Annotated in this window: 22 protein-coding genes (1 of these 22 running past the window's edge); 6 read left to right on the plus strand and 16 right to left on the minus strand. The window is 61.4% G+C overall.

Annotation, left to right across the window (positions count from 1 at the left end):
* The 6 genes in view from I6L41_RS16270 to I6L41_RS16295 are tightly spaced (at most 2 nt apart) and all read right to left on the minus strand, a layout consistent with a single transcriptional unit that may run on beyond the window.
* A protein-coding gene (locus I6L41_RS16270; protein WP_216960035.1) for a hypothetical protein crosses the window boundary here: on the minus strand, positions 1 to 929 show its 5' portion. Its footprint begins 250 nt before the window's first position; the window shows 929 of its 1179 coding nt (coding positions 1-929); its start codon is at positions 927 to 929; its stop codon lies off the left edge, out of view.
* 2 nt (positions 930 to 931) lie between these two features.
* Positions 932 to 1594: an energy transducer TonB gene (locus I6L41_RS16275; protein WP_216960039.1), complete on the minus strand. Its 663-nt coding sequence runs from the start codon at positions 1592 to 1594 to the stop codon at positions 932 to 934.
* Positions 1591 to 1992: a biopolymer transporter ExbD gene (locus I6L41_RS16280; protein ID WP_005339369.1), complete on the minus strand. Its 402-nt coding sequence runs from the start codon at positions 1990 to 1992 to the stop codon at positions 1591 to 1593. Before I6L41_RS16280 ends, I6L41_RS16275 begins: the two co-directional genes overlap by 4 nt.
* Positions 1989 to 2519, minus strand: a complete 531-nt coding sequence (locus tag I6L41_RS16285) for a MotA/TolQ/ExbB proton channel family protein (protein ID WP_005339367.1) — start codon at positions 2517 to 2519, stop codon at positions 1989 to 1991. The genes I6L41_RS16280 and I6L41_RS16285 overlap by 4 nt, the downstream gene beginning before the upstream one ends.
* Positions 2516 to 3820: a MotA/TolQ/ExbB proton channel family protein gene (locus tag I6L41_RS16290; protein ID WP_042082287.1), complete on the minus strand. Its 1305-nt coding sequence runs from the start codon at positions 3818 to 3820 to the stop codon at positions 2516 to 2518. Before I6L41_RS16290 ends, I6L41_RS16285 begins: the two co-directional genes overlap by 4 nt.
* The gene (locus tag I6L41_RS16295) at positions 3817 to 4578 is read right to left on the minus strand and encodes a DUF3450 domain-containing protein (protein ID WP_005339362.1); all 762 of its coding nucleotides are present in this window, start codon (positions 4576 to 4578) and stop codon (positions 3817 to 3819) included. The genes I6L41_RS16290 and I6L41_RS16295 overlap by 4 nt, the downstream gene beginning before the upstream one ends.
* A 210-nt stretch (positions 4579 to 4788) precedes the next feature.
* Between I6L41_RS16295 and I6L41_RS16300 the strand changes: the two genes are divergently transcribed.
* On the plus strand, positions 4789 to 5565 hold the full coding sequence (locus I6L41_RS16300; RefSeq protein ID WP_005339360.1) for a LuxR family transcriptional regulator: 777 nt from the start codon (positions 4789 to 4791) through the stop codon (positions 5563 to 5565).
* Between the two features lie 58 nt (positions 5566 to 5623).
* On the opposite strand, the gene glmS is transcribed toward I6L41_RS16300, so the two are convergent.
* A complete protein-coding gene (gene glmS, locus I6L41_RS16305; protein ID WP_216960043.1) occupies positions 5624 to 7456 on the minus strand; it encodes a glutamine--fructose-6-phosphate transaminase (isomerizing) in 1833 nt (610 codons plus the stop codon).
* A gap of 56 nt (positions 7457 to 7512) precedes the next feature.
* Entirely contained in the window at positions 7513 to 8286 is a 774-nt protein-coding gene (locus I6L41_RS16310; protein WP_005355851.1) for a DeoR/GlpR family DNA-binding transcription regulator, read from the minus strand.
* Positions 8287 to 8408: 122 nt separating this feature from the next.
* On the opposite strand from I6L41_RS16310, the gene blrA reads away from it, so the two are divergent.
* The 5 genes from blrA (at position 8409) to I6L41_RS16335 (ending at position 14384) form a co-directional block, all read left to right on the plus strand.
* Positions 8409 to 9083, plus strand: a complete 675-nt coding sequence (gene blrA, locus I6L41_RS16315; protein ID WP_216960046.1) for a two-component system response regulator CreB — start codon at positions 8409 to 8411, stop codon at positions 9081 to 9083.
* Positions 9080 to 10501, plus strand: coding sequence for a two-component system sensor histidine kinase CreC (gene blrB / locus I6L41_RS16320; RefSeq protein WP_216960049.1), 1422 nt, complete (start codon positions 9080 to 9082; stop codon positions 10499 to 10501). Before blrA ends, blrB begins: the two co-directional genes overlap by 4 nt.
* An 80-nt stretch (positions 10502 to 10581) precedes the next feature.
* The gene (blaOXA, locus tag I6L41_RS16325) at positions 10582 to 11376 is read left to right on the plus strand and encodes an OXA-12 family class D beta-lactamase (RefSeq protein WP_216960052.1); all 795 of its coding nucleotides are present in this window, start codon (positions 10582 to 10584) and stop codon (positions 11374 to 11376) included.
* Between the two features lie 120 nt (positions 11377 to 11496).
* Positions 11497 to 12852, plus strand: a complete 1356-nt coding sequence (creD, locus tag I6L41_RS16330; protein WP_216960054.1) for a cell envelope integrity protein CreD — start codon at positions 11497 to 11499, stop codon at positions 12850 to 12852.
* 134 nt (positions 12853 to 12986) lie between these two features.
* Positions 12987 to 14384, plus strand: coding sequence for a DUF4832 domain-containing protein (locus I6L41_RS16335; protein ID WP_216960056.1), 1398 nt, complete (start codon positions 12987 to 12989; stop codon positions 14382 to 14384).
* A gap of 32 nt (positions 14385 to 14416) precedes the next feature.
* Here the strand turns inward: I6L41_RS16335 and I6L41_RS16340 are convergent, their stop codons facing one another.
* Genes I6L41_RS16340 through I6L41_RS16375 form a run of 8 tightly spaced genes read right to left on the minus strand, consistent with a single transcriptional unit; the run spans position 14417 to position 23372 of the window.
* A complete protein-coding gene (locus tag I6L41_RS16340; protein WP_216960059.1) occupies positions 14417 to 14824 on the minus strand; it encodes a hypothetical protein in 408 nt (135 codons plus the stop codon).
* Entirely contained in the window at positions 14821 to 15948 is a 1128-nt protein-coding gene (locus I6L41_RS16345; RefSeq protein WP_216960061.1) for a glycosyltransferase family 4 protein, read from the minus strand. Before I6L41_RS16345 ends, I6L41_RS16340 begins: the two co-directional genes overlap by 4 nt.
* Positions 15935 to 16426 (minus strand): serine acetyltransferase, encoded by a 492-nt coding sequence (locus I6L41_RS16350; RefSeq protein ID WP_216960064.1) that lies wholly within the window; start codon positions 16424 to 16426, stop codon positions 15935 to 15937. The genes I6L41_RS16345 and I6L41_RS16350 overlap by 14 nt, the downstream gene beginning before the upstream one ends.
* Entirely contained in the window at positions 16423 to 17640 is a 1218-nt protein-coding gene (locus I6L41_RS16355; RefSeq protein WP_216960067.1) for a glycosyltransferase family 4 protein, read from the minus strand. The genes I6L41_RS16350 and I6L41_RS16355 overlap by 4 nt, the downstream gene beginning before the upstream one ends.
* Positions 17637 to 18647: a glycosyltransferase family A protein gene (locus I6L41_RS16360; RefSeq protein ID WP_216960070.1), complete on the minus strand. Its 1011-nt coding sequence runs from the start codon at positions 18645 to 18647 to the stop codon at positions 17637 to 17639. The genes I6L41_RS16355 and I6L41_RS16360 overlap by 4 nt, the downstream gene beginning before the upstream one ends.
* The gene (locus I6L41_RS16365) at positions 18644 to 20023 is read right to left on the minus strand and encodes a capsular biosynthesis protein (RefSeq protein ID WP_254203317.1); all 1380 of its coding nucleotides are present in this window, start codon (positions 20021 to 20023) and stop codon (positions 18644 to 18646) included. The genes I6L41_RS16360 and I6L41_RS16365 overlap by 4 nt, the downstream gene beginning before the upstream one ends.
* Positions 20020 to 21234, minus strand: coding sequence for a lipopolysaccharide biosynthesis protein (locus tag I6L41_RS16370; RefSeq protein WP_216960073.1), 1215 nt, complete (start codon positions 21232 to 21234; stop codon positions 20020 to 20022). The genes I6L41_RS16365 and I6L41_RS16370 overlap by 4 nt, the downstream gene beginning before the upstream one ends.
* A complete protein-coding gene (locus tag I6L41_RS16375; RefSeq protein ID WP_208737441.1) occupies positions 21231 to 23372 on the minus strand; it encodes a polysaccharide biosynthesis tyrosine autokinase in 2142 nt (713 codons plus the stop codon). The genes I6L41_RS16370 and I6L41_RS16375 overlap by 4 nt, the downstream gene beginning before the upstream one ends.
* Positions 23373 to 23376: the final 4 nt, after the last annotated feature.

Genomic DNA, 23376 nt, shown 5'->3' on the forward strand with positions numbered 1-23376 from the left:
TCGGCGGCGCGCATGGCGGCTTTGGGCTGACCGTGCTGGTTGGCGAGCAGCTGCCAGCTATCGACCGCTTGTGACCACTCCCGGGCACCTTCCCATAATTGGGCCAGCAGTTGGCGGTTTTCAGCACTTTGCTTCATCTGTCCCTTGGCCATGGCCGCTTCCAGCAGACGGGCACCACGATAAGGCAGCCCTTGCCAGGCATAGAGACGGATCAGCTGGTTGCGGGCAGACGCATCATCCATCAGGTTTCTGTCGATAGCTGTTTGCAACAGAGCCAACGCCTGATCCCCACGTTTGGCGGAGAGGTTGAGCGACACCGCCTGCTGCCACCATTTGCTCTCTGTCGGCTCGTGACGGATCAGCTCGGCCGCCTGATCGGCAGCCACGCCATAACGTTGCTGAGCGGTGAGGGCGGAGAGACGAATGATGGCAGCCTGTTTCTGCCAACCCTTTTTCAACAACTGTTCGCTCTGACTGGCGGCGTCACCGTACTGCTTGTTGTGGTAATAGAGACCAGCCAGACGCAGGCGCAGCGCATCGTCTTGCTTGAGCGCCAGCGCCGCCTTGTAGCTGGCGATGGCACCAGACCAGTTGGATTGCTGGGCCTGAATATCGCCGCGCAGTCGCAGCAGCTGGAGCTGTTGTTGCTCGGGCCACTCTTTATAGGCAAGGGCCTGTTCGACATAACGGCTCGCCTGGGCGGTCTGTTGCAGATTGGCCGCCAGCGAGGCTTGCAACTGCGCCAGCCAGGCACGCTCGGCATCGCTATTTGGCTTGAGGCCGGACGCCTTGCTCTGGGCTTGTTGCCACTGACCGGACTGATAGAACTTCATCACGGGTTCAAGCTGACGGGAGAAGTGAGGGCTGACCTCCATCGCCAGACAGGCTTGACCGACCAGGGCCAGCAGACAGATCCAGATCCGCAACATAGTTATGACTCCAGTTTGAATTTTAGCGTGATGACTTGCACCAGCTTGTCGGTAGCGCCCAGTCTCGGCTGATAGCGCCACTTGTTGATCGCCTGAATGGCCGCCCGCTCGAACTGATGCTTGGGCTTGGCCTCGACCACTTCCACATCCTGCACGCCACCTTCAGCATTCACACTAAAGCGCAGGGTGACAAATCCTTCGATCCCTGACTGCTGGGCACGATAGGGGTAGACCGGCTCGATCCGTTGCAGCGGCATCAGCATGTCACCGGCACCGATACCCGCTCCCTGCTGCTGGCCGTGGTAGTTGCCACTCAATACCGGTGCGGTACTGGTCGCCACTCCGGGGGCATAAACCTGCACCGCGCTGAGGCTGGAGACCAGATCCAGACTCGGCTCAACGGCCGCCAAGGGGGCCGCGGCAGGCATCGGCAGCGGTGTCGAGGCCAATGCCGCGGGAGGCTCTGGCAGAGGCTCGGGTTCCTGTGGCACCGGACGCTCGCGCACCTGCACCTCGGTCACCTCGTTCTGCATATTGATGACGATGGGCTTCTGTTCGCTCGCCACCTTCTCGCCCCGGGGCGGTTCAACCAGCGTGGCCATAAACAGCAGGATGCCCAGACTGAGGGCAATCCCCAGCCCCAGGCTCATCAGCTTGTATTTCATTTTGGCGCCACCGCCACGGCGATATTGGCGATACCCGCCGCCTTGGCCTCATCCATCACCCGCACCACCTTGCCGTGGGGCACCCGCTCATCGGCCTGGATCACCAGACTAGCATCGGGCTGCTCCGCCAGCAGGCGGGCGATGGTGGCCTGTACCCGCTCCACATCGATCTGCTTGCGGTCGAGGAAGATCTGACCCTGAGCCCCAATCGCCAGCATGATGCTGGAGGATTTCTGCGCCTTGGCCTGACTGGCCTGGGGTCTGTGCACCTCGAGTCCGGCTTCACGCACGAAGGAGGTGGTGACAATAAAGAAGATCAGCATGATGAACACGATATCCAGCATGGGGGTCATGTCGATCTGCACTTCGTCACGCTGGCGTTTGGATTGCCGTCTCATTGCATTACCTTCTCTTCTCGCAGGCCGTCCCGGGTCTTGGCCAGCGCACGCTTGGCCTGACTCTCGAGCCGACTGAGTAACAACACGCCGGAGAGCGCCACCACCATGCCCGCCATGGTGGGGATAGTGGCGCGGGAGATCCCGCCCGCCATGCTCTCCGGGTTAAAGCGGTTGGCCGCAGCCAACGCATCGAATACGCCGATCATGCCGGTCACAGTGCCCAGCAACCCCAGCATGGGACAGAGCACCACCAGGGTGCGGATGAAGATCAGATGACGGTTCAGTTCCAACTCTGCCTGCGCCAGCCAGCGGCTGCGGATCGCCCGGGCGTGCCAACTGTGGCGCTCGCTGCGGGCCTGCCAGCGGCCGAGCAGCTGTTGCTGCAAGGGGCCAAAACCCAGATTGAGGTAGAGCAGCCGCTCGATCATCAAAATCCACATCAGCACCAGCAGGGCCAGAATGACCCAGAGCACAGGGCCGCCACGGCCCATGAAACTCTGCAGCTGTTGCCAGATGTCGAGCATCATGCTGCTCGCTCCATCCCGCCGTTATTGCTCTCGGCGCGCTCGGCCAAAATACCGGCTACCTGCTGCTCCAGTACATTGGAGAGCTCGGTGAAGCGCGATTGCAGCAGGCTGTGGGCCAGGATCAGCGGAATGGCCGCCACCAGACCCTGTACCGTGGTGACCAGCGCCATGGAGATACCGCCCGCCATGATCTTGGGATCGCCGGTACCAAACTGGGTGATGGCCTGGAAGGTGCCGATCATCCCGGTCACGGTACCGAGCAGACCCAGCATGGGGGCGATGGCCGCGATTACCTTGACCATGCCGATGCCGCGCTCCATGCGAGGAGTCTCCTGCAGGATCGCCTCATCAAGACGCAGCTCGAGGGTCTCCATGCTCAGCTCGGGGTGTTTGTCTGCCACCGTCAGCACCCGGCCGAGGGCGTTGTCGGCGTGATACTCGCCGCTCTTGAGCTGGCGGCGCACCCGACCCAGTTCGCGGGAGAGGCTCCACAGCCGTACCGCAGCGATACCCAAACCGATGGCGGCCAACAGCACGATAATGGCGCCGACCTGACCACCTTGTTGTACCTGCTGCCAGAAGGTGGGCGCCTGTGCCAGCATCGCCAGCAGAGTGCCATGCGAAGGATCCAGCGGCAGCGCTTCCCCTTCCTGACCCTGATAAGCCGCAACGGCAGAGAGCACGCTACCGGGCAGACCCAGTACCGGGCTCAAGCCTTCGGCGGTCGGTTGCAGGAAGCCTTCGCTCCCCAGCAGGGCAAAACTGCCAACCCGGGTCAGCGACTGCTCGCTGGCAGCCCCCTGGGCATCGAGCACCTTGCCGTTGAACTGGGCAATCCGGCCAGATTCGCGGATCTCCTGCAGCAGCGTGGCGGGTAGCAGGGCGAGGGCGGCGCGATCCGGCACCTGTTTATCCTGTGCCATGGCTTTCAGCGGGGCGAGACGCTCCGGGTACTGGCCCTCGACGGCGGATTCGCTCAGCAGCTTGACCGCATCGCTGGCGCCCTGACGGGTGACCGCGAAGATCTCGTTCATATCGCCGGAGGCTTGCTCCCACTGGGCGTTAAGCTCGACCAGCTGCTTCTCGTTGCTGGCGAACTTGCCGGCCAGCTCCTTGCTCAGGCGCTGGGCCTCGGCCAGTCTGGCGCGGGCAGTGCCGAGCTCCTTGGCAACGGTCGCCAGATCTTGCTGAGCCTGCTGTTCACGAGCCTGTTCCTGCTGCTGCCACTCATCGGCGACAGCGGCGTTGGTTCCGCAGGAGAGGGCAATAAGGAGGGGGAACCACTTCATGGTGACTCTCATGATTGGGCCTCCTGACTGCGGCTGACAGAGAGGGGGACATTGAGCAACTGGGGAACTTTCTTGTCGGCGGCCACATCCATCGCCTCGGCGATAGGGGAGAGCCACTGGCTGTCGAGGGCTTGCCACTGCTTAGACTCGGCAGACCAGCGCCATGCCTGACTGCGATCGGCCGTCATTGCCAGCAGGGAGACCCGGCCCAGCGCCAGCACATCGACCCGACGCGGGGCACCATCCAGCTCCAGCTCGGCGGAATAGCTGTCCATCCGGCTACCGTACTCGGCTTCAATCTGATAGGCCTGCAGCAGCTGACGGAATTTCTCTGCCTCGCTAACGTCTGCGCGGGCCAGGGTCGCTTTCAACTGTTCAACCCGCGCCAGCCGATCTTCCTTGCGCAGCGGGATGTCGTTTTGCACCAGCTGTTCCAGATCTGCCTGCATCTGCAACATCAGCGGGATCAAGCCCTGACGGGTCTCTTGCACCGCTTCAAGCTGCTGGCTCAATTTACCCAGCTCATTTTGCTGATCGGCCACCAGAGATTGCATGTAGCGGTTGTAGGCTTCGAGGTCACGCAGTTGCAGCTGGGCGTTTTGCAGCTCCAGTCGTGCGGCAACGGCGGCATCGGCGGCTTTTTCCACTCGCTGCTGGGAGGCTTTCCCGGCAGCTATGCTGTTCTTGAGGGCGGGAGCAACCAGCTCATCCCCGATGGCAGCAAAGTGGACTGACAGTGGCAGCAGGGCCACACCCCATAATTTGTTCATTGAAATACATCTTACTAATGATAACTATTATCATTATCTCAAATGCAGGGCGGACTGGCAACGAGAGGATTTTCTTGGCCTTTATGCACAAAAACAGGATAATTTTTAAGCACGCACGGAATAAGTGGCGCCAATAGCCACCGCACAAATATAAATAACGATAAAAAATCTTTTCGATCAGTGTGATAGAGATCGAAAAAGGAGAAAGTAATGCTCAACGATGCGATCTGGGAACATATCGACAAGTTCACCAAGGCAACAAAAACCAGCGATATCCAGCAACTGCTGGAGCGCTTCAGTCATCAAATGGGCTTTGATTACTTTCGGCTGCTGATTATTTTCCCCATCAGCATGCAAAAATCCCACGTGGCACTGTTCAACAACTGTCCGACCACCTGGTTTGACGCCTATAGCGAAAACCAGTATCTGACCCAGGATCCGGTGGTCTATCTGGGGCTGAAACAGACCCAGCCGATCTTCTGGAACAAGCTCGACTGCGACTCGCCCTGGCTGCCCAGCGCCAGCCGCGACGTGATGAACCTGGCGGCTGATTTCGGGGTACGCAATGGCGTCTCCTTTCCGCTGCACACCCCGCAGGGGGAGCACGGCATCCTCTCTTTCATCACCAAGGACAAATCCAACTCCGACCTGATGTTTGAAAATGTCCCGCTGCTGTCGTTCTGCGCCAGCTACATCTTCAACTCCGCACTGCAACTGATAAAAAGCAGACCGGATATGATGAAATACCTGACCGAACTGTCGGATCGGGAGAAGGAGTGCCTGTTCTGGGCCAGCGAGGGCAAGACCTCCTGGGAGATCGCCACCATCCTCGGTATCAGTGAGCGGACGGTCAACTTTCACCTGACCCAGGTGACCAACAAGACCGACTCGAAGAACCGCAGTCAGGCCATCGCCAAGGGGATCACCAGCGGCATCATAGTGCCCTCCCTCGATGAGGTCACCATCACCAACCTGCGGCTGTCGTAACCCTCAGCCGAAACAAAAAGAGCCGCAATTGCGGCTCTTTTTCATTTCAGAAAGTGACTTACTCAACGGTCACCGATTTTGCCAGGTTGCGCGGCTGGTCCACGTCGGTGCCCTTGATCAGGGCAACGTGGTAGGAGAGCAGCTGTAGCGGCACGGTATAGACGATGGGGGCGATCACCTCTTCCACATGGTTGAGGTTCATGACCCGCATGGTCTCGTCGCTCTTGAAGCCGGTGTCGGCATCGGCGAACACGTAGAGGATACCGCCACGGGCGCGCACCTCTTCCACGTTGGACTTGAGCTTCTCCAGCAGATCGTTGTTCGGCGCCACCACAATGATGGGCATCTCGGCATCGATCAGCGCCAGCGGGCCATGCTTCAGCTCGCCAGCGGCATAGGCTTCGGCGTGGATGTAGGAGATCTCTTTGAGCTTGAGCGCCCCCTCCATGGCGATGGGGTACTGGCTGCCGCGGCCGAGGAACAGGCTGTGCTGCTTGTCGGCAAACTCTTCGGCCAGGGTTTCGATATCCTTGGCCAGCGCCAGACTCTCTTTAATACGCAGCGGCAGGGCTTGCAGCGCCTTGACCAGTTCAGCCTCGGCGGACGCGCTAAGGTGGCCACGGCAGTGACCGACCGAGGCCACCAGCATCAGCAGGCCAGCCAACTGGGTGGTGAACGCCTTGGTGGAGGCCACACCAATCTCTGCCCCCGCGCGGGTCATAAAGGCCAGATCCGATTCACGCACCAGCGAGGAGCCCGGCACGTTGCAGATAGCCAGCGAGCTCATGTAGCCGGATTCCTTGGCCAGACGCAGCGCCGCCAGGGTATCGGCGGTCTCGCCACTCTGGGAGAGGGTCACCAGCAGGCTGTTGGGACGCACTACCGATTTGCGATAGCGGAACTCGGAGGCAATCTCCACATCGCAGGAGACGCCGGCGATCTCTTCGAACCAGTAGCGAGCCACCATGCCGGAGTGATAGGAGGTGCCGCAGGCAACGATCTGCACGTGCTCCACCTTGTCAAAGATGGCGCGCGCGCCGTTGCCGAACGATTCGACCACCACGTGATCGCTGCCCAGACGCCCTTCCAGGGTGTTGGTGATCGCTTTGGGTTGCTCGTGGATCTCCTTGAGCATGTAGTGACGGTATTCACCCTTGTCACCGGCATCGTGGGAGAGTTCGGACTCCTGCTCTTCACGCACCACAGCGTTGCCGTTGGTATCGAAGATATGCACGTCACGGCGGGTCACTTCGGCCACATCACCCTCTTCCAGGAAGATGAAACGACGGGTCACCGGCAGCAGCGCCATCTGGTCGGAGGCGATAAAGTTCTCGCCGATACCGCGGCCGATCACCAGCGGTGAACCGGAGCGGGCAACCACCACGCGGCTGTCGTCGCGGCTGTCCATCACCACGGTACCGTAGGCACCGCGCAGCTGCTTCACCGCAGTCTGCATGGCGGCCAGCAGGCTGCCGGCGCTCTTCAGCTCGTGATGGACCAGATGGGCAATCACTTCGGTGTCAGTGTCGGAGCTGAACACATAGCCCAGCGCCTTCAACTCTTCCCGCAGCTCTTCGTGGTTCTCGATGATGCCGTTGTGCACCACCACGATATGCTCGGAGACGTGGGGGTGGGCGTTGCGTTCGGAGGGCTCGCCGTGAGTGGCCCAGCGGGTATGGGCGATGCCGGTACCGCCGTGGACGGACTGCTCGTCAAGCGCCTTGGCCAGCTCGGCCACCTTGCCCAGACGGCGAACCCGCTGCAGCGGCTGGTTGGCGCTGAACACGGCCACACCGGCTGAGTCATAACCGCGGTACTCCAGACGGCGCAGGCCCTCTACCAGAATTTCAGCCACATCACGTTGGGCAACAGCCCCGACGATGCCACACATACACTTCTCCTTGAGATACAAATCGTAAAGTCAGTTGGATGGTTCAGAGCTCGATGTCAGCAAGTGACCGGGGCGCAGATAAGCGTCACCCCCTGGGCTTGAATCTGTTCTCTGGCCTCGCTGGCCAGCCCCTCGTCGGTCACCAGGGTATGGATGCTCGACCAGGGAAGTTCGAGATTGGGGATCTTGCGGCCGATCTTTTCCGATTCGACCATCACAATGACCTCCCGCGACACCTCGGCCATGACCCGCGACAGGCCCACCAGCTCGTTGAAGGTGGTGGTGCCACGCTCCGGGTCGATGCCGTCGGCACCGATAAAGAGCTGGTCGAAGTCGTAGGAGCGCAGCACCTGTTCCGCCACCTGCCCCTGGAAGGATTCGGAGTGAGGGTCCCAAGTGCCACCGGTCATTAACAGGGTAGGCTCATTTTCCAGCTCGCGCAGGGCACCGGCCACATTGAGGGAGTTGGTCATCACGATGAGGCCGCGCTTGTTGCCCAGCATGGGGATCATGGCGCTGGTGGTGCTGCCGCTGTCGATGATGACGCGGTTGTGATCACGCAGCCGCTCGGCCGCCGCACGGGCAATGGCTAACTTTCGGTTCGAAACTTGTTCAGGGTTGACCTCGACCACCATCTCGCTCGGCAAGGGGACGGCGCCACCGTAACGGCGCAGCAGCAGACCACCGGTCTCCAGTACCGCCAGATCTTTACGGATAGTCACTTCGGAGGTAGAAAAGTGTTTGGCAAGGGCGTCGACGCTCACTTCACCCTGCTCTTGTACCAGGGTCACTATGGTGTGTCGGCGTTGTTGAGTATTACGTTTGGTCATTTTTAAGTTTCGATTCGAAAGAACATCGAAATATTAGCCCCTTTTTCGGAAAAATAAAACAGCAAATAGGATCCGATTTGGTTCGATGCCAGAATGGGGTGCCAATTTGCGACGAGGATGCCATGCAAAAGAGAGTCATCTGGCTGGTGGAGGATGAGGCCAGCATCGCCGACACCCTGATTTACGCCCTGCAGACCGACGGGTTCGAGGTGGAGTGGTTCATGCTGGGCCAACAGTTGCTGACACGACTGGAACAGACGCGACCCGACTTCCTGATCCTCGATGTGGGGCTACCCGACATCAGCGGCTTCGAACTCTGCAAGCAGGTGAGGGCGCTGACCGATATTCCCCTGATGTTCCTCACCGCCCGCAGCGAGGAGATAGACCGACTGATCGGGCTGGAGATAGGTGCCGACGACTATGTGGCTAAACCCTTCTCGCCACGGGAAGTGTGTGCCCGGGTGCGGGTCATCCTGCGCCGCAGCCAACCCGTCGCTCCCCAACCCAGCGCCCTGCTGGTACTGGATGAGGAGCGTGCCCGCATTCACTTTCGCGGTCAGCCGCTGGCCCTCACCCGTTACGAATATCTGCTGCTCAAGACCCTGATGCAGGCGCCGGGGCGGGTCTACTCCCGCCAGCAGCTGATGGATCTGGTGTGGCAGGATGCGGAGGAGAGTCTGGATCGCACCGTCGATACCCACGTCAAGACCATCCGCGCCAAGCTGCGCGAACATGATCCAGAAGCCAACCTGATCCTCACCCATCGCGGGCTGGGCTACAGCCTGGAGCTGGCATGAGACTCGGACTACAACTGCTGTGCGGCCTGCTGCTGATCTTCGCGCTGGCCGCCTGGTTCGTGCTGGAGATCTTCGTCGAGGAGATCAAACCCGGGGTGCGCAGCGCCACCGAGGATACTTTGGTGGATATGACCCAGCTGCTGGCGCCGCTCGCGCTCGATGACCTGAAAGAGGACAATATGATGAACGGGCGGTTGGCCAGCGCCTTCGCCCGCCTCAACCAGAATCCCATCAATGCGATGATCGATGGCCACCTCAAGCAGCAGGCGGAGTACCGCATCTATGTCACTGACCAGAAGGGTATGGTGATTTACGACTCCGACGGCACGGATCTGGGCAAGGATTATTCCCGCTGGAACGATGTCTACCGCACCCTGCGCGGCCAATATGGCGCCCGCAGCACCCGCACCGATCCCGACGATGCCACCAGCTCGACCATGTATGTGGCAGCGCCGCTGCGGGAGGGTGCCGAGATCATCGGCTCCCTCACCGTCGCCAAACCCAATCGCACCCTGATGCCCGCCATCGAGCGGGGGGAACAGGAGCTGCTGCGGGCCGGCGGCCAGATGCTGCTCATCTCGCTGCTGATCGGCAGCCTGCTGGTGTGGTGGCTCAACCGCGCCATCGGCAAGCTGGTGCACTACGCCGACTCAGTCAGCAAGGGGGAGGCGGCACCGCTGCCGCAGTTGCACACAGTCGAGCTGGATCGGCTCGGCCGCTCGCTGGAGACCATGCGCCACCAGCTCGATGGCAAAAGCTACATCGAAGCCTATGTGCACAGCCTGACCCACGAGCTGAAGAGCCCGCTGGCCGCCATTCGCGGGGCAGGGGAGATCCTGGCCGAAACGCCGCCCCCCGAGGTGGCCAGGCGCTTTATCGGCAATATCAATCAGGAGAGTGCCCGCATGCAGCAGCTGATCGAGCGAATGCTGCAACTGGCACGGCTTGAGTCGGGGCAGGGGCTGGATCGGCAAGCGGTAGAGCCGGCCGGGCTCGGCAAGCGGGCGCTCGATGCCCGCCAGATTATCGCCCAGCGCCGGCAGGTAGCGCTGGTCGCCGAGCTGGCCAGCGCGCCGAAACAGAAGTGGGATCCGCTGCTGCTGGAGCAGGCCATCGGCAACCTGCTGGATAACGCCATCGACTTCTCTCCCGCCTACGGGCTGGTCACCCTGAGCGGCAGCCAGCAGGAGGAGGGCTACTGTTTTCGGGTTACCGACTGCGGCCCCGGCATTCCCGACTACGCATTGCCGCGCATTTTCGAGCGCTTCTACTCCCTGCCACGACCGGACAAGGGCAAGAGCAGTGGTCTGGGGCTCAGCTTCACCCATGAGGTAGCCCACCAGCATGGCGGCCGTCTGACCCTGAGCAACCGGCCGGAAGGAGGCGCGCTGGCGGAACTCTGGCTGCCATTCGCCTAGTCCCCCCGCAACTTCACATTCCCCACACAAAGCGGCATTAGACTGCCGCTTTCTCTCATCCATTTGCTCAAGGAAATGCTATGTCCCGCCTGCTTCTCTCCAGCCTGCTGGCTGCCGGTCTGCTCGCAGCCCTGCCTGCCTCCGCCGCCAGCGGCTGCTTTCTCTATGCTGACGGCAACGGCCAGACCCTCTCCAGCGAAGGGGACTGCTCCAGCCAGCTGCCGCCCGCGTCCACCTTCAAGATCCCGCTGGCGCTGATGGGTTACGACAGTGGCTATCTGGTGGATGAAGAGCATCCGGCGCTGCCCTACAAACCGAGCTATGACGGCTGGCTGCCCGCCTGGCGTGAAACCACCACCCCGCGCCGCTGGGAAACCTACTCGGTGGTCTGGTTTTCCCAGCAGCTCACCGAATGGCTGGGGATGGAGCGCTTCCAGCAATATGTCGACCGCTTCGACTACGGCAATCGGGATCTCTCCGGTAATCCGGGCAAACATGACGGCCTGACCCAGGCCTGGCTCAGCTCCAGCCTCGCCATCAGTCCGGAGGAGCAGGCCCGCTTCCTAGGCAAGATGCTGAGCGGCAAGCTTCCGGTCTCGGCGCAAACCCTGCAGTACACCGCCAATATCCTCAAGGTGAGCGAGATCGACGGCTGGCAGATCCACGGCAAGACCGGCATGGGCTACCCGAAGAAGCTGGATGGCAGCCTCAACCGCGATCAGCAGATCGGCTGGTTCGTCGGCTGGGCCAGCAAACCGGGCAAACAGCTGATCTTTGTCCATACCGTGGTGCAAAAGCCCGGCAAGCAGTTCGCCTCCCTCAAGGCGAAAGAAGAGGTGCTGGCCGCATTGCCCGGGAAGCTGAAGACCCTGTAATTCCTCCAGAAACCGGCGCAATGCCGGTTTTTTTATCCCCCTTCACCACCACTTCACACAGACCCATCACCACTTCACACCGGACTGACAGACTCACTCCATCCAACAAGGAGACGTGTCATGGTCAAACAGATATTCACCCACAAGATCTTTCTGCTGCTGTTGCTCAGCCTGCTGCTGATGGTACCGGTGCAATCCATCATGGAGCTGAACCGGGAGCGGCAGATTTACCGCAATCAGGCGATCCAGAGCATCATGGCCAGCAGCAGTGGCCCGCAACGGCTGATGGGGCCGGTTATCGTGCAGCCCTATACCCGTTCGGTGACGGTCGAGCAGGATGGCAAGCGCTTCGTCCGTCAGGAGCAGACCTATCGCTACCTGCTGCCGGAACAGCTGGACGTGCAGGCCATCATGGAGGTGACCCCGCGCAAGCTCGGCATCTATCAGGCGCAGGTCTACCAGACCCGCCTCACCCTATCCGGCCGCCTGCCCACCCGGCAGAGTTTGCTGAATGACGCGACCTCACCGCTCGGTGAAACGGCCGAGCTGGTGGCGGGCAAACCCTACCTGAGCCTGGTGCTCTCCGATGCCCGCGGTATCAACAGCGTCCCCGAACTGCAACTCGGCACACAGCGGATCCCGTTTGCCCCCGGTGCCCGCCTCGGTGATGCGCTCGCGGGTATCCATGCCCCGATCGACAGCCTGCCGCAGCAGGATGGCACCTTCCATCTGGAGCTCAATCTACAGGGGATGAACGCCCTCGACATAGTCCCGCTGGGCAAGGAGAGCACCCTGCAGCTGGCGGGCAGCTGGCCCCACCCCAACTTTATCGGTGACTTTCTGCCGAGCAGTCGCACCCTGAGCCCACAAGGGTTTGAGGCCAACTGGCAAACCAGCTGGTTCGCCAGCGACATGGAGACCCGCTTCAACCGGATGATGAACGGGGGTGATAGCCATCTCTCCACCTTCAGCGTCAGTCTGGTGCAGCCGGTGGATCATTATCAACTCAATGAGAGGGCGGCTAAATATGCCCTGCTCTTCATCGGCCTCACCTTTATCAGCTTCTTTATGTTCGAGCTGCTCAAGGGGCTGCGGGTTCACCCGATCCAGTACGCGCTGGTGGGCATGGGGCTGGCCATCTTCTATCTGGTGCTGCTGGCGCTGACCGAACACCTCGGCTTTGGCTGGGCCTATCTGGTGGCCGCGCTGGCCAGCGTGCTGCTCAACGGCTTCTACCTCAGTCATGTGCTGAGTGGCCCGAAGCAGGGGATCGGCTTCGCAGCGCTGCTCGGGCTGGTCTATGCCATCCTCTACAGCCTGCTGCAAGCCGAAGAGATCGCCCTGCTGCTCGGCGCCCTGCTGCTGTTCGCCACCCTGGCGCTGATCATGATGCTGACCCGCAAGCTCGACTGGTATCAGGTGATGGGGCAACAGAGTGTCGAGTCCCGCCCAGCCGGACATGACAATGACGACTGAGGGCACAACCTCCGTCAATCCCTGACCTAGACAACAAAGGCTTCAGTCGGTTCTTCTCGAAAACAGCGGAACCGGCTGGGCCTTTGTCCGCCAATTTCCTAGCATGCAACCATGTTCCACAGGCGGACGATCACATGAAAATGCATCCGGGCAGGATCCTGCTCTATTCCGGCTTGCTATGGGCTCAGGGAGCTCTGGCCGGTACCCTCACCATTCATCCCGAACCGGTCGAAGACCTCTTGCACAATCCCGGCGTCGGTATCGAAGAGTTTCACAACAGCTGGGGTCATCCCCTCTCTCTGGCTGAACATCCGGTCAGCACGGTCGACTACTTCCGCTTCTACTGGAGCGAGCTGGAGCCACGGGAGGGCGAATACAACTTTGCTCTGATCGACAGGGCCATCGATCAGGCACAGCACGCCACCCCGAAACAGTCGATTGCCCTCAGGGTCATGACCCTTGACGAGCCCTTCTCTGGCAGCAAGATCCCGGAGTGGCTCATCAACAAGGGGATTCGGGGAGAGTGGGTGAACAACCACCAGACCTTTGTGCCCGACTACAGCGACCCGCAGTTCCTCGCCCGTGCCACCCGGCTGTTTCAGGCGCTGGGCGCCCATTACGATGGCAACCCGGCGCTGAGTCATGTCGACATCGGCATGATAGGTTCATGGGGGGAGTGGCACATGAGCAACTTCCCTGGCCCGACGCTGGAACAGCGCTACAGCAGCGAGCAGCTCAAACCCTATGTTGACCTGCAGATGGCCGCTTTTCCGCGAACCCCCAAGCTGATGCTCATCAACAACCTGCCCATGTTTGAGTATGCCGTGGGCAAGGGAGCCGGCTGGCGGGCAGACTGCCTCGGCGACTGGCACCACTTCTCCCAAAGCTGGAGCCACATGCGCAATGCCTACCCGGAACGACTGGCGAGCGCCCGCGCCGATGTGGCGAACTTCGATTCCAGCTGGCAGCGGGCGCCGGTCAGTTTCGAGGTGTGCGGCAAGCTGAGCGAGTGGCCAGGCCAGCAGCAGTACACCATGGAGGAGGTCAAGGCCACCTTTGACTGGGCGCTGGCCCAACACGCCTCCACCATCAATCTCAAGTCGGATCCGGTTCCGCCCCAATATCGACCCATCGTCGACAATGCCCTGCGCAAGATGGGCTATCGCATCGTGCTGGACCAGCTGACCCTCAAGGGAACCATGAAGCCGGGGGCTACCCTTGCCCTCAACGGCGACTGGCACAACGACGGGGTAGCGCCGGCCTATCGCAACTGGCCGCTCACCTACCGGCTGGTCAACGACGAAGGGCAGGTCGGCGCCATGCTGGTGACCCGCAACGACATGACCCGCTGGATCCCGGGCAGCAAGGCTACCACTCGCGACAGCCTGACCCTGCCGGGCCGGATGGCACGCGGTCACTACTATCTCGAGCTGGCCTTCATCGGTCAGGACAAGCAGCCCGCTCTGCAGCTCGGCATTGCCGGTCTGGAAGAGAGTGGCTGGTATCGTCTGGCCGAGATAGACATCCAGTAACGCAAAAGGGCTCCCGCAGGAGCCCTCTTTCATTACATCAGCACGCTCTTTTTAAACAGATCCCACACCCCGAACGAGAAGTGCTTGAAGATGTCGATGCCAAGGGCTGACTTCACCAGATAGAGCAGCAGCACCATGCCGCAGATCCCCAGCAGCAACAGCAGGGTGGTCAGCAGCACCTTGAGGTGAAAGCGAAAGCCGCTCTCCCGCCCGCGGTGACGGCGATCCCGTCCCATCAGCACCACCAGATAGCAGCGCCAGCGACCGATGCCGAAGGCGCTGTTGACGTTGATGGTGTGCGACTTGCCATCACTCATCAGCCGCAGCGCCTGCTCGATACCGTCGCGCTGGGTTTCACTCAGGCTCCCGGCCACCTCGGGGGAGAGAGCACGGTAGAAGCGGTCTATCGCCCCCTGCGACTTCTGCTGTAGCGAGTTCATTGCTTCTCTCCTTGCGGCTGGCCCACGGCCTTGCGGTAGACCGCCATGGTCTGGCCGGCGATCCGCTGCCAATCATACCGCTGCAGATAATCGCTGTAATCGACCTTGCCGCGAGTCAGCTGGGCGTTGAGTCGCTCTGCCAGCGCACTAACATCGCCGACCGGGAAATAGCACTCCTGTTGCAGCGCCACCGCCAGATTGGCGGGAATGTCGCTCACCACCACCGGCAGGGAGAAGGAGAGCGCCTCCAGCAGGGCGATCGGCAACCCCTCGTGATAGGAGGGCATGGCAAACAAGGCGGCTTGTGAAAAGACGCTGATCAGCGCCTCGCCATTGAGGAAACCGGTGCGGATCACCCCCGGTGTTTCATCCGCTATCCGCTGCAAGCGCTCGCTGTAGGGGGTAGGGTGATCCGTATCCCCCACCAGTACCAGCGGCAGCTCGGTATCGAGCTGGCGGTAGGCGGCGATGAGATCGTGCAGCCCCTTCTCTTCGACGAAGCGGCCCACCGCCACCAGATAGCTGCCAGCGGTCAGTCCGAAACGGGCCAGCGTCAGTTCCCTCTTGTCCGCTGCCGGCAACCCGACCCGTTTCACCCCGTTGTAGATGAGGTGGGCGTCCTGGCGATCGTACTGGCGGCGGATCGCCTCGTTGATCACTTCGGAGATAACGATCACCTCGCTGGCATAACGTACCGCCCAGCGCTCGCCAAGACGCAACACCCACTTGGCCAGCGCCCCCCACTTCTGGCGGTCATAATCGGGGCCGTGATGAGTAAAGACCACCCTCTTGCCAAGCAACCTCAGCAGCGGCACCACCAGCCCCGGGCCGATGGCATGGACATGCACCAGATCGCAGGCATGACGGCGGCAGTAAAAAGCCGCGAGCAGAGAGTGGAGGATTGCCTCCAGCGACTTCTTTTTGGGGGCGGGCAACGCCTTGAGAGCCACCCCTTCAAACTCGCCGCTTCGGTAATTCACATAGGGGGCGCGAGCCAGCACGGTCGCCGCCACGTCGAACTGGCGATGCAGCTCCGGGTAGAGGGACTGACAATGGGTTTCGACACCGCCCAGTACATGGGGGATCCCCCGGGTACCGAGCACGGTCACACTAATCTGCTTCATGATCTTCTCGAATGATTCTGGCGGGATTGCCCGCAACAACGGCGCGAGCCGGGACGGAACGAGTAACGACGGCGCCGGCACCGACACAGGCATGATCACCAATGGCGATGGCCCCGATGACGATGGCGCCGGTGCCGAACTCGACCCCGTCCCCCACGATGGGCGAGAGGAGCTGGCCGCTTTGGCGATCAGGCTTGTTGCCCAGGGTGCAGTTGTGGCGCAGAGTGCAGTCACGCCCCATCTGCACACCGTCACCGATGACGATATTCTGCGGGTGATAGAGGCGCAGACCCCAACCCAGCCGGGCTCTTGGCGAGATATCGAGGCCGCACAGCAGCTTGAATCCCTTGAGCAGCAACAAGCCGGGCAGCCTCATAAAGCGGCCTCCCTGTGCCAACCGGTAGCAGAGCAGGAACAGGCGCGCCGTCTTGCTCGGATTGAGCGCCAGTTCGGCTTTCAACTCGTGCCAGAAGCTCATCTCTGTTTCTCCTCCAGCAACGACTGGTAGAGCGCCAGCAGAGCTTGCTGGTGGCTGGCGAGGGAGTAGTTGTCGATCAGCCGCTGACGGGCCGAACGCCCCATGGCCGCCGTCTGCTCCGGCTCGGCCACCAGCCTGTCCATGCAGCGGGCCAGCTCGTCGGCATTGCCCGCCTCGAACAGCAGGCCATCGAGACCGTCGCGGATCTGCTCCGGAATCCCGCCAATTCGAGCCCCGATCACCGGTTTGCCATAGGCCATCGCCTCCAGTACCGACATGGAGCAGTTCTCGTACCACTCGGACGGCACCACCACGGCCTTGGCGTGGCGCAGCAGATCGAGCAACTCTTCCCCCTGCTTGAACCCCAGCAGTTCGGCATTGGGATAATGCTGCCCGAGGCGCGCCAGCAGCGGGCCACCGCCCACAATTTTGAGGCCCGCCGGCCGCGTCATGCGCTGATGGGCACGGGCAAGCGTCTCGACCCCTTTCTCGGCCATCAGGCGGCCGAGGAACAGAAAGTACCCCCGATCCTCTCCGCTTTCGCGGCTCGACTCGACATCTATGCCATTGAGGATCACCTCGATGCGGGAAGCGGGTAGCCGGGTGCGAAGCATCCCGGCCATGAAGGCGCTCGGCGCCACCAATGCATCGACCTGCTCATAGTTGCGGCGCCACTGTTGCCAGGCCGCCTCGGCAGAGAGCAGCAGGCTCTTGCCCCACGACCCCTCCTGCCACTGATGGCGAAACAGCTTGAGCCAGGAACCCTCGATCCGGGTCAGATCGAACGGCTCGCCATCGACCAGCATGCTGTAGTTGGGACAGGCCACCTTGTAGTCGTGGGCTGTCAGCACCGTCTTGCAGCCCAGGGATTTGGCCACCCGGATGATTGCCGGGGTGAGCTGGTGGTAGATGTTGTGAAAGTGAACGATATCGGGCCGCTCGGCACGGATAAGCTCCGCCAGCCGATCACAGGCCTCCTGATTGTGGATGAAGCGAGCGGCGATCTTCAGCCGATCGAAAAGCCCGTGCCGCTGGTGATAATCGACGTTGGCCGGAAAGTAGCCGCTCTGGGGCGAGGGGAGGTTCTCCGGATGCTGCATGGCAAAGTCGATCACCTGATGACCCGCCTGACGCACCATCTCCCGTTCCTGAAAAAGGACGGTCTCGGCACCTCCCTTCATGAAAAAGAACTTGTTGGCAAAGAGCACCTTCACGGCAATGACTCCTGGATCAGACGATGGGCGGGCGCCTCGCGCGGGGAGCGCAGGGGCAACAGCAGGCCGCGTACCAGGCCAGCTGCATAGATGGAGAGGTTCATGACACTGCGCAGGGCATCTTGCAGGGAGCGGTTTTTCAACCACTTGAGAGCGATGAAGCCACCCAGCGGTGTCAGCGCCAGCAACGGCAACCAGAACGGCAGCCCGGCTGCGAAAAGCAGTACGCAGAACAGGAGTGCCAGCAGGTAGAGCCCGAACAGCAGCTCGGAGCGGATCACCGACAACACCTCGCGAAAATAGGGCTGCCCCCACGCCGAGCGCACCAGCTCGCCGCTGGCAAACAGATACCCCATGCGCCAGCGGTAACGGATCAGGGCAAGGGAGTCCATGGTGTGGGAGGTGTGAAAGAAGAAGGGGACATCGAGCCGCTCCAGCCGATAGCCCGCCTGACGCAGCCGGATACCCAGCTCCGCCTCTTCGTAACCATGCAGGTTGCGATTGGTGAGATAGCCGATCTGCTCGATGGCGCTGCGTCGAAACAGACCGCCACCACACAGCCAGCGCGACTCGCCCAGCGGATAGATCTGGTTGATGCGCTGCTTGCGCGACTTGAACTCGTAGCTGTGGGCATCATCCATCTCGGCCCGCCCGGCCACGCCACCGCACTCGGGATGGGAGTGCATATGCGCAATGGCGGCTGGCACAAACTCCGGCTCCAGCTTCATGTCGCCATCGAGCAGCAGCAGGAATTCCCCTTCGCTGAAGAGGTAGCCAAGCTGTGGCCCCACACCACAACAGCGATCGGCCGGGTTGGTCAGGCTGACGACAGTCACTCCCAGCTGGCAGGCGATCGCCTGGGTGCGGTCGGTCGAGAGACTGTCCGCCACGATAATCTGGTGGGAGTAGTCGGCCAGAGCGATCCTGATGCTGGCTATGGTGTCGGCAATCCCTGCCTCCTCGTTGTAGGTCTTGATGATGACGGAGATAAGGGGGGATGGAGTCATGACACCTCACAAGAGCTGGTGGCCTGCCGAACCGAAGAACGGATCACCAGGGCGGCACCCAGCACGAAATAGAAGAGAAACTGCTGCACAGGGATCAGCATCAGCAGCTGGCTGTAAGGCAAGCTCAGCAGGCAGGCGATCCCGAACGCGATGAAAGCGGGTTGGTAGCTGAGCAGACGCACATCTGCCGTGCTCAGCAGCTGGCGATCCAGCAACGGATGGGGACGGCAGCACCAGAGCAGCAGAACGATCAGCGCGATGAAGATCAGGGTGCCCATCAGTCCCACCTCCCACAGCAACACGCTGAGGGACGTGGAGTCGAGCAGCACGTTGAACAGGGGGTTGAGAAAACCGGGCAGGGTGCTGCCATGGTTGGTGGTGTTGAGGCCATAACCAAACAGCAGATTGCTGAGACCGTGGTGATCACCGTTGCTGGCCCAGAAAAAGAGCGTCGTCACCCGCCCCAGCTCGCCGGTTTCCGGGTTGATGTGGTTAGGATCGAAGATATAGCCGAGGGAGTCGATAAACAGCGCAATGGCCCCCTGTTGCCCGGCCCCCTCGAACGCCGATGAGTAGGAGGCAGCCAGCACCAGAACGGCCACTGCCACCAGCGCCGTCATCGCCAGCGCAATCAGCAGCAGACGCTTGAGGTCATAGCTCTTCATCCCCCTGACATAGCTTGGCGAGAGCCAGACCCAGGCCAGCAGCAAGGGGGACAGCAGGATAACGAACTTCACCTCGGCCAGCACGCAGATGGCAAAGGCGGCAAGAATGTGAAAAGCGACCGAACGACGCGAAATGAGGCCGTGACGAAACTCGGAGAGCTTGATCAGCATCACCAGCAGGCAGAAGAAGCCGAGTGCACCGGTATTACCGCCCCCCATGGGATCCCCCCCGAAGGTGCCGACCACTGAGTCCCACTTCTCAAACTCGCCGCGCATTGCCACCCGTTTCGGCACCACCACCAGCACCTGAAACAGCACCACCGGGATCTGCAGGTAGAAGACCCACTCCACCAGCTTCATGATGCGGTAAATCTGTGACTCGCGGCAGAAGCCGAGCAACAGGCAGGGGAGCAGCAGAGAGAGCGCCAGCTCGTTCTTGAAACCGATGATAGTCACCATGCCCCCCTGCTGAAGCAGGGTGCCCAGCAGCGCCAGCACCAGCAAGCCACAGTAGAGCAGCAGCAGCACCTTCTCCTGATAGTCGAGCCGCAACGGGCTGTAACGCGTCTGCAGCGGCAGCAACATCAAGGTGGCAATGGCCAGCAGGAAGGGAAGCCAGAGGAAGGCCGTAATACCGGTAACGTACTGGGCCAGGCCACAGATCACCAGCGACAGCAGCAGATTGGCCTGCATGATGAGGGCGCTGTTCACGAGGCCAGCTCCATCCGCCCCTGCAACTCGGCAGCCCGGCGGTTGACCCGCAAAAAGACGAAGCCGTAGCGCACCGCAGTCAGCAGAGAGAAGGCCAGCACGCAGAGAGCGTACTCCTGTTGCAGCCAGGGCAACAGCACGAAGGCGATCACCACGACCAGCAGCTGCTCAAGCTGGATCCGCAAAAAGTAGCCGGGCGAGCCAAACACCAGCTCGATTACGGTCAGCGGGCAGATGGCTACCGCAGTAAACACATAGGGCAACATGTAGCGGGAGGTATCGATGGAGGCGTTCCACTCCGCATTGAAGAACCACTTCATCACCAGCGGATAGCAGATGAGGATCCCGAGGGTGGCCGCACTGCCCATCGCCAGCAGCAGCCGCTTCACCTTGCGAAACTCCTCCCCGTTGAAACGGCGCAGGCGGAAATCCTCCGACCATCGCGAGAAGATGGAGTGGCGGATGGCGTTGCCGACAATCACCACGGGCGCCAGACAGAAGCGGTTGACCACGGCAAAGTAGCCCGCCACCAGAGGGGAAAACCAGAAGTTGATCAGCACGGTTGGCAGATTAGCCGTCACCATCGCCAGCACTTCGGCACTGCCGACACCTGCCAGATGCGCTTTATGGCGGGAGAAGAAGTGCAGCAGGTGGCGCGGGGCAGCCTCCCTCAGCATGGCACTGTGCCAGGTAAAGGCAGACCACAACCAGCCCCCGATCACCACCAGCAGCAGACAGGCCCATAACTGATAGAAGTGCGCCATGTCAGGGGCCAACAGCAGACAGAGCAGCACCACGGCGGAGGCCGAGATACGCTGCAGACCGAGCAGCTGGTAGTGGCCGGCCCGCAGGGCCAGATTCTCGGCGATGAGGATCAGCCCGTGGGTCACGGTCAGCAGGTAGAGCGGCCAGAGCGGCAGCGAGAAAAAGCAGACCACCACCAGCACATAGGGGATGGGGAACAGCCAGACCTGCAACAGGGAAAAGATCAGGTTGCCGGGCAGCTCGGCCTCCTCCAGCTTGGGCAACAGCAGTTGCGAGGCAAAGGTGGCAAGCTGGGCACCGATCAGCACCAGACTGTAGCTGAGGGCATAGAGCCCGACCGCAGCCATGTCGAACTTGTGCGACAGTGACCAGACCGAAAACGCCCCGATCAGCTGGGATAGCACGGAAGCACCCCCTATGGTGGTGATGCTGCGCAGCAGTTTCATAGCGCGCCCCGGGTGGGTGCACCACAGAATCTCAGGTTCTCCGCCCCTTCCAGATCGCGCTCGGCGACCTGGGTCAGCACTGTCCCCAGTACCGCCACTCTGGCATCCCGCAGTTGTGCCAGCACGCTCAGCACCCGACTGGCCGGCAGCTGGCCGGACTGGATCACATGAATGGCACCATCCAGCGGCTGCCCCAGCAGCAGGGCATCCTTGCCGACCTCCAGCGCAGGGGTGTCCACTATGATGCGGTCAAACTGCCCGGCCAGAGTTGCCAGCAGTTCGCTCCAGCGTGGCGAGCCAAGCAGTGCCAGCGGGGAGGAGACCGGCTGGCCAGCCGGCAGCAGGGTCAATCCCTCTTTTGGCACCAGACAGGCAGCCAAATCGGCTTCGCCTGCGAGCAGCTCGGCCAACCCCGGTCTGGCTGCCTGCCCGAGCAACTGGCGACCGAGAGAGCCCCGGCGCAGATCCCCATCCACCAGCAGCACCCGCTCATGGCGGGCAAAGCTGGCGGCACAGAGAGCCGCCAGCGTCGACTTGCCCTCACCAGCACGGGTCGAGGTGATCATGATGCGCTGCAGCTGACCCGGCTCCAGCCGCATGATGGCGTAGAGGTCATCGGCACTGGCCCCCACTCTGGGATTGACCGCCCCCACCCGCAGCAGGGCACTCTGATCCTGCAGGGCCGCCAGCCGCGGTATTTCGCCAAGCACCCGCCCACCGAGCTGGGAGACCAGCTGGCTCAGACGATCCAGGGTATTGCGCAGCGCTCCGGCAGTGATGACTACCAGCACGGCAACCATGCCAGCCATGATCACCACCATCAGCAGAAACAGCATCTTGTTTGGTTTGGCAGGCAACAAGGGCACCGATGCCGCATCGTAGAGGATGGCATTCGACTCGTGCAGCTGAGCGTTCAGGCGGGTCTCTTCCTGACGGCGGAACAGCTCGTTATAGAGCTGACGGGTCTTGTCGATATTGTTCTTCAGGTTGTTGTACTCATCCTTCTTGACTGCCAGCGAGGAGAACTCCCGCTTCTTCTCGTCAAGCTGGGCGAGGTACTCCTGCTCCTTGCGCTGGCTGCTCTGGTAGCGATCCTCGATACCGTCGGCAATCTCCCGCATCAGCTGGTTTGACTGGGTATTGAGCGCCTTGATGCGTGCTTCGGCCTGCAGAATACGGTCATGCTTGGGGCCATAACGCTTGGCCAGCTCGGAGAGCTCCTGCTGGGCCTTGATGAGGGCGATGCGCAGATCCTGCATCTGGGGATGGTTGGAGACCTCGGGCAGGGAAGCCAGCGCCGCCGGATTGCGGCCGTACTCCTGAATGGACTGGAATTCGGCCTGCGCCGCCAGCCGCCGCTCGCGGGCATCCGCGTACTTGTTGGTGATGATGCCGAGCTCTTCGGTTTGCAGACCATCTACGCCGCGAAACGTCAGCAGATCATTGCGGGCAAGAAAATCGCCGAGCTGCTTCTCCTGCTTCTCCAGACTGGCCTTTATCTCCACCAGCCGGCTCTGGTTCCAGTGCGATGCCGTGGTGTTGGCATCGACCCGCTCCTCCACATTGAGATCGATGTAAGTCTGGGCCACCTCATTGGCGACGCTGGCGGCCAGCTCGGGAGAGCGGGATTCAAATCCGATGCTGACCAGCTGGGTATCGCGCACCGGCGAGACGGTCAGGTGTCTGGCCAGATACTCCAGCGCATGCTGGTGGCGTGAGGAGGCATCCTCCTGATGTGCGGCACTCCAGAGCCCCTTGATGCGGCTCAGCCAGCTGTCGGGATTGGGCTGTCCGTTGAATTCCGGCAACTCGGCCAAACCCAGATGAGTAACCACCTTCTCGGCTACCCGGCGTGACTTGAGCAGCTCGAACTGGGTGTTGTAGTACTCGCGGCGGCTGGTATCGACCCGATAGACGGGCTCGATAGGGGAAGCGCTGTTGGCATCTGCCTTCAGCAGCAGGGTCGCACTGGATTGATAATAGGGCGGCATGCTGAGGATAAAGGGGGCTGCCGCCAGGGTCACCACGGCGGCAAACAATACCACCTTCCACCAGTTTGCCTTGAGCACCCGCCAGGGGCCGCTGAAATCGAGGCGACTCTCTAGCGCACGGCCATTTTCAACCAACAATGAAGTCATGAAG

Origin of the sequence: Aeromonas sp. FDAARGOS 1411, assembly GCF_019047125.1 — a bacterium.
Classification (GTDB): domain Bacteria; phylum Pseudomonadota; class Gammaproteobacteria; order Enterobacterales; family Aeromonadaceae; genus Aeromonas; species Aeromonas veronii.

Excerpts from the sequence above, each read along its gene's own strand:
- I6L41_RS16280 (WP_005339369.1), bottom strand. The coding sequence starts at position 1,992 with ATGAGACGGCAATCCAAACGCCAGCGTGACGAAGTGCAGATCGACATG.
- I6L41_RS16345 (WP_216960061.1), bottom strand. The coding sequence starts at position 15,948 with ATGAAGCAGATTAGTGTGACCGTGCTCGGTACCCGGGGGATCCCCCAT.
- I6L41_RS16300 (WP_005339360.1), top strand. The coding sequence starts at position 4,789 with ATGCTCAACGATGCGATCTGGGAACATATCGACAAGTTCACCAAGGCA.
- I6L41_RS16375 (WP_208737441.1), bottom strand. The coding sequence starts at position 23,372 with ATGACTTCATTGTTGGTTGAAAATGGCCGTGCGCTAGAGAGTCGCCTC.
- I6L41_RS16370 (WP_216960073.1), bottom strand. The coding sequence starts at position 21,234 with ATGAAACTGCTGCGCAGCATCACCACCATAGGGGGTGCTTCCGTGCTA.
- I6L41_RS16295 (WP_005339362.1), bottom strand. The coding sequence starts at position 4,578 with ATGAACAAATTATGGGGTGTGGCCCTGCTGCCACTGTCAGTCCACTTT.
- blrB (WP_216960049.1), top strand. The coding sequence starts at position 9,080 with ATGAGACTCGGACTACAACTGCTGTGCGGCCTGCTGCTGATCTTCGCG.
- I6L41_RS16310 (WP_005355851.1), bottom strand. The coding sequence starts at position 8,286 with ATGACCAAACGTAATACTCAACAACGCCGACACACCATAGTGACCCTG.
- I6L41_RS16290 (WP_042082287.1), bottom strand. The coding sequence starts at position 3,820 with ATGAGAGTCACCATGAAGTGGTTCCCCCTCCTTATTGCCCTCTCCTGC.
- blaOXA (WP_216960052.1), top strand. The coding sequence starts at position 10,582 with ATGTCCCGCCTGCTTCTCTCCAGCCTGCTGGCTGCCGGTCTGCTCGCA.
- I6L41_RS16350 (WP_216960064.1), bottom strand. The coding sequence starts at position 16,426 with ATGAGCTTCTGGCACGAGTTGAAAGCCGAACTGGCGCTCAATCCGAGC.
- creD (WP_216960054.1), top strand. The coding sequence starts at position 11,497 with ATGGTCAAACAGATATTCACCCACAAGATCTTTCTGCTGCTGTTGCTC.
- I6L41_RS16285 (WP_005339367.1), bottom strand. The coding sequence starts at position 2,519 with ATGATGCTCGACATCTGGCAACAGCTGCAGAGTTTCATGGGCCGTGGC.
- I6L41_RS16275 (WP_216960039.1), bottom strand. The coding sequence starts at position 1,594 with ATGAAATACAAGCTGATGAGCCTGGGGCTGGGGATTGCCCTCAGTCTG.
- glmS (WP_216960043.1), bottom strand. The coding sequence starts at position 7,456 with ATGTGTGGCATCGTCGGGGCTGTTGCCCAACGTGATGTGGCTGAAATT.
- I6L41_RS16335 (WP_216960056.1), top strand. The coding sequence starts at position 12,987 with ATGAAAATGCATCCGGGCAGGATCCTGCTCTATTCCGGCTTGCTATGG.
- blrA (WP_216960046.1), top strand. The coding sequence starts at position 8,409 with ATGCAAAAGAGAGTCATCTGGCTGGTGGAGGATGAGGCCAGCATCGCC.
- I6L41_RS16340 (WP_216960059.1), bottom strand. The coding sequence starts at position 14,824 with ATGAACTCGCTACAGCAGAAGTCGCAGGGGGCGATAGACCGCTTCTAC.
- I6L41_RS16360 (WP_216960070.1), bottom strand. The coding sequence starts at position 18,647 with ATGACTCCATCCCCCCTTATCTCCGTCATCATCAAGACCTACAACGAG.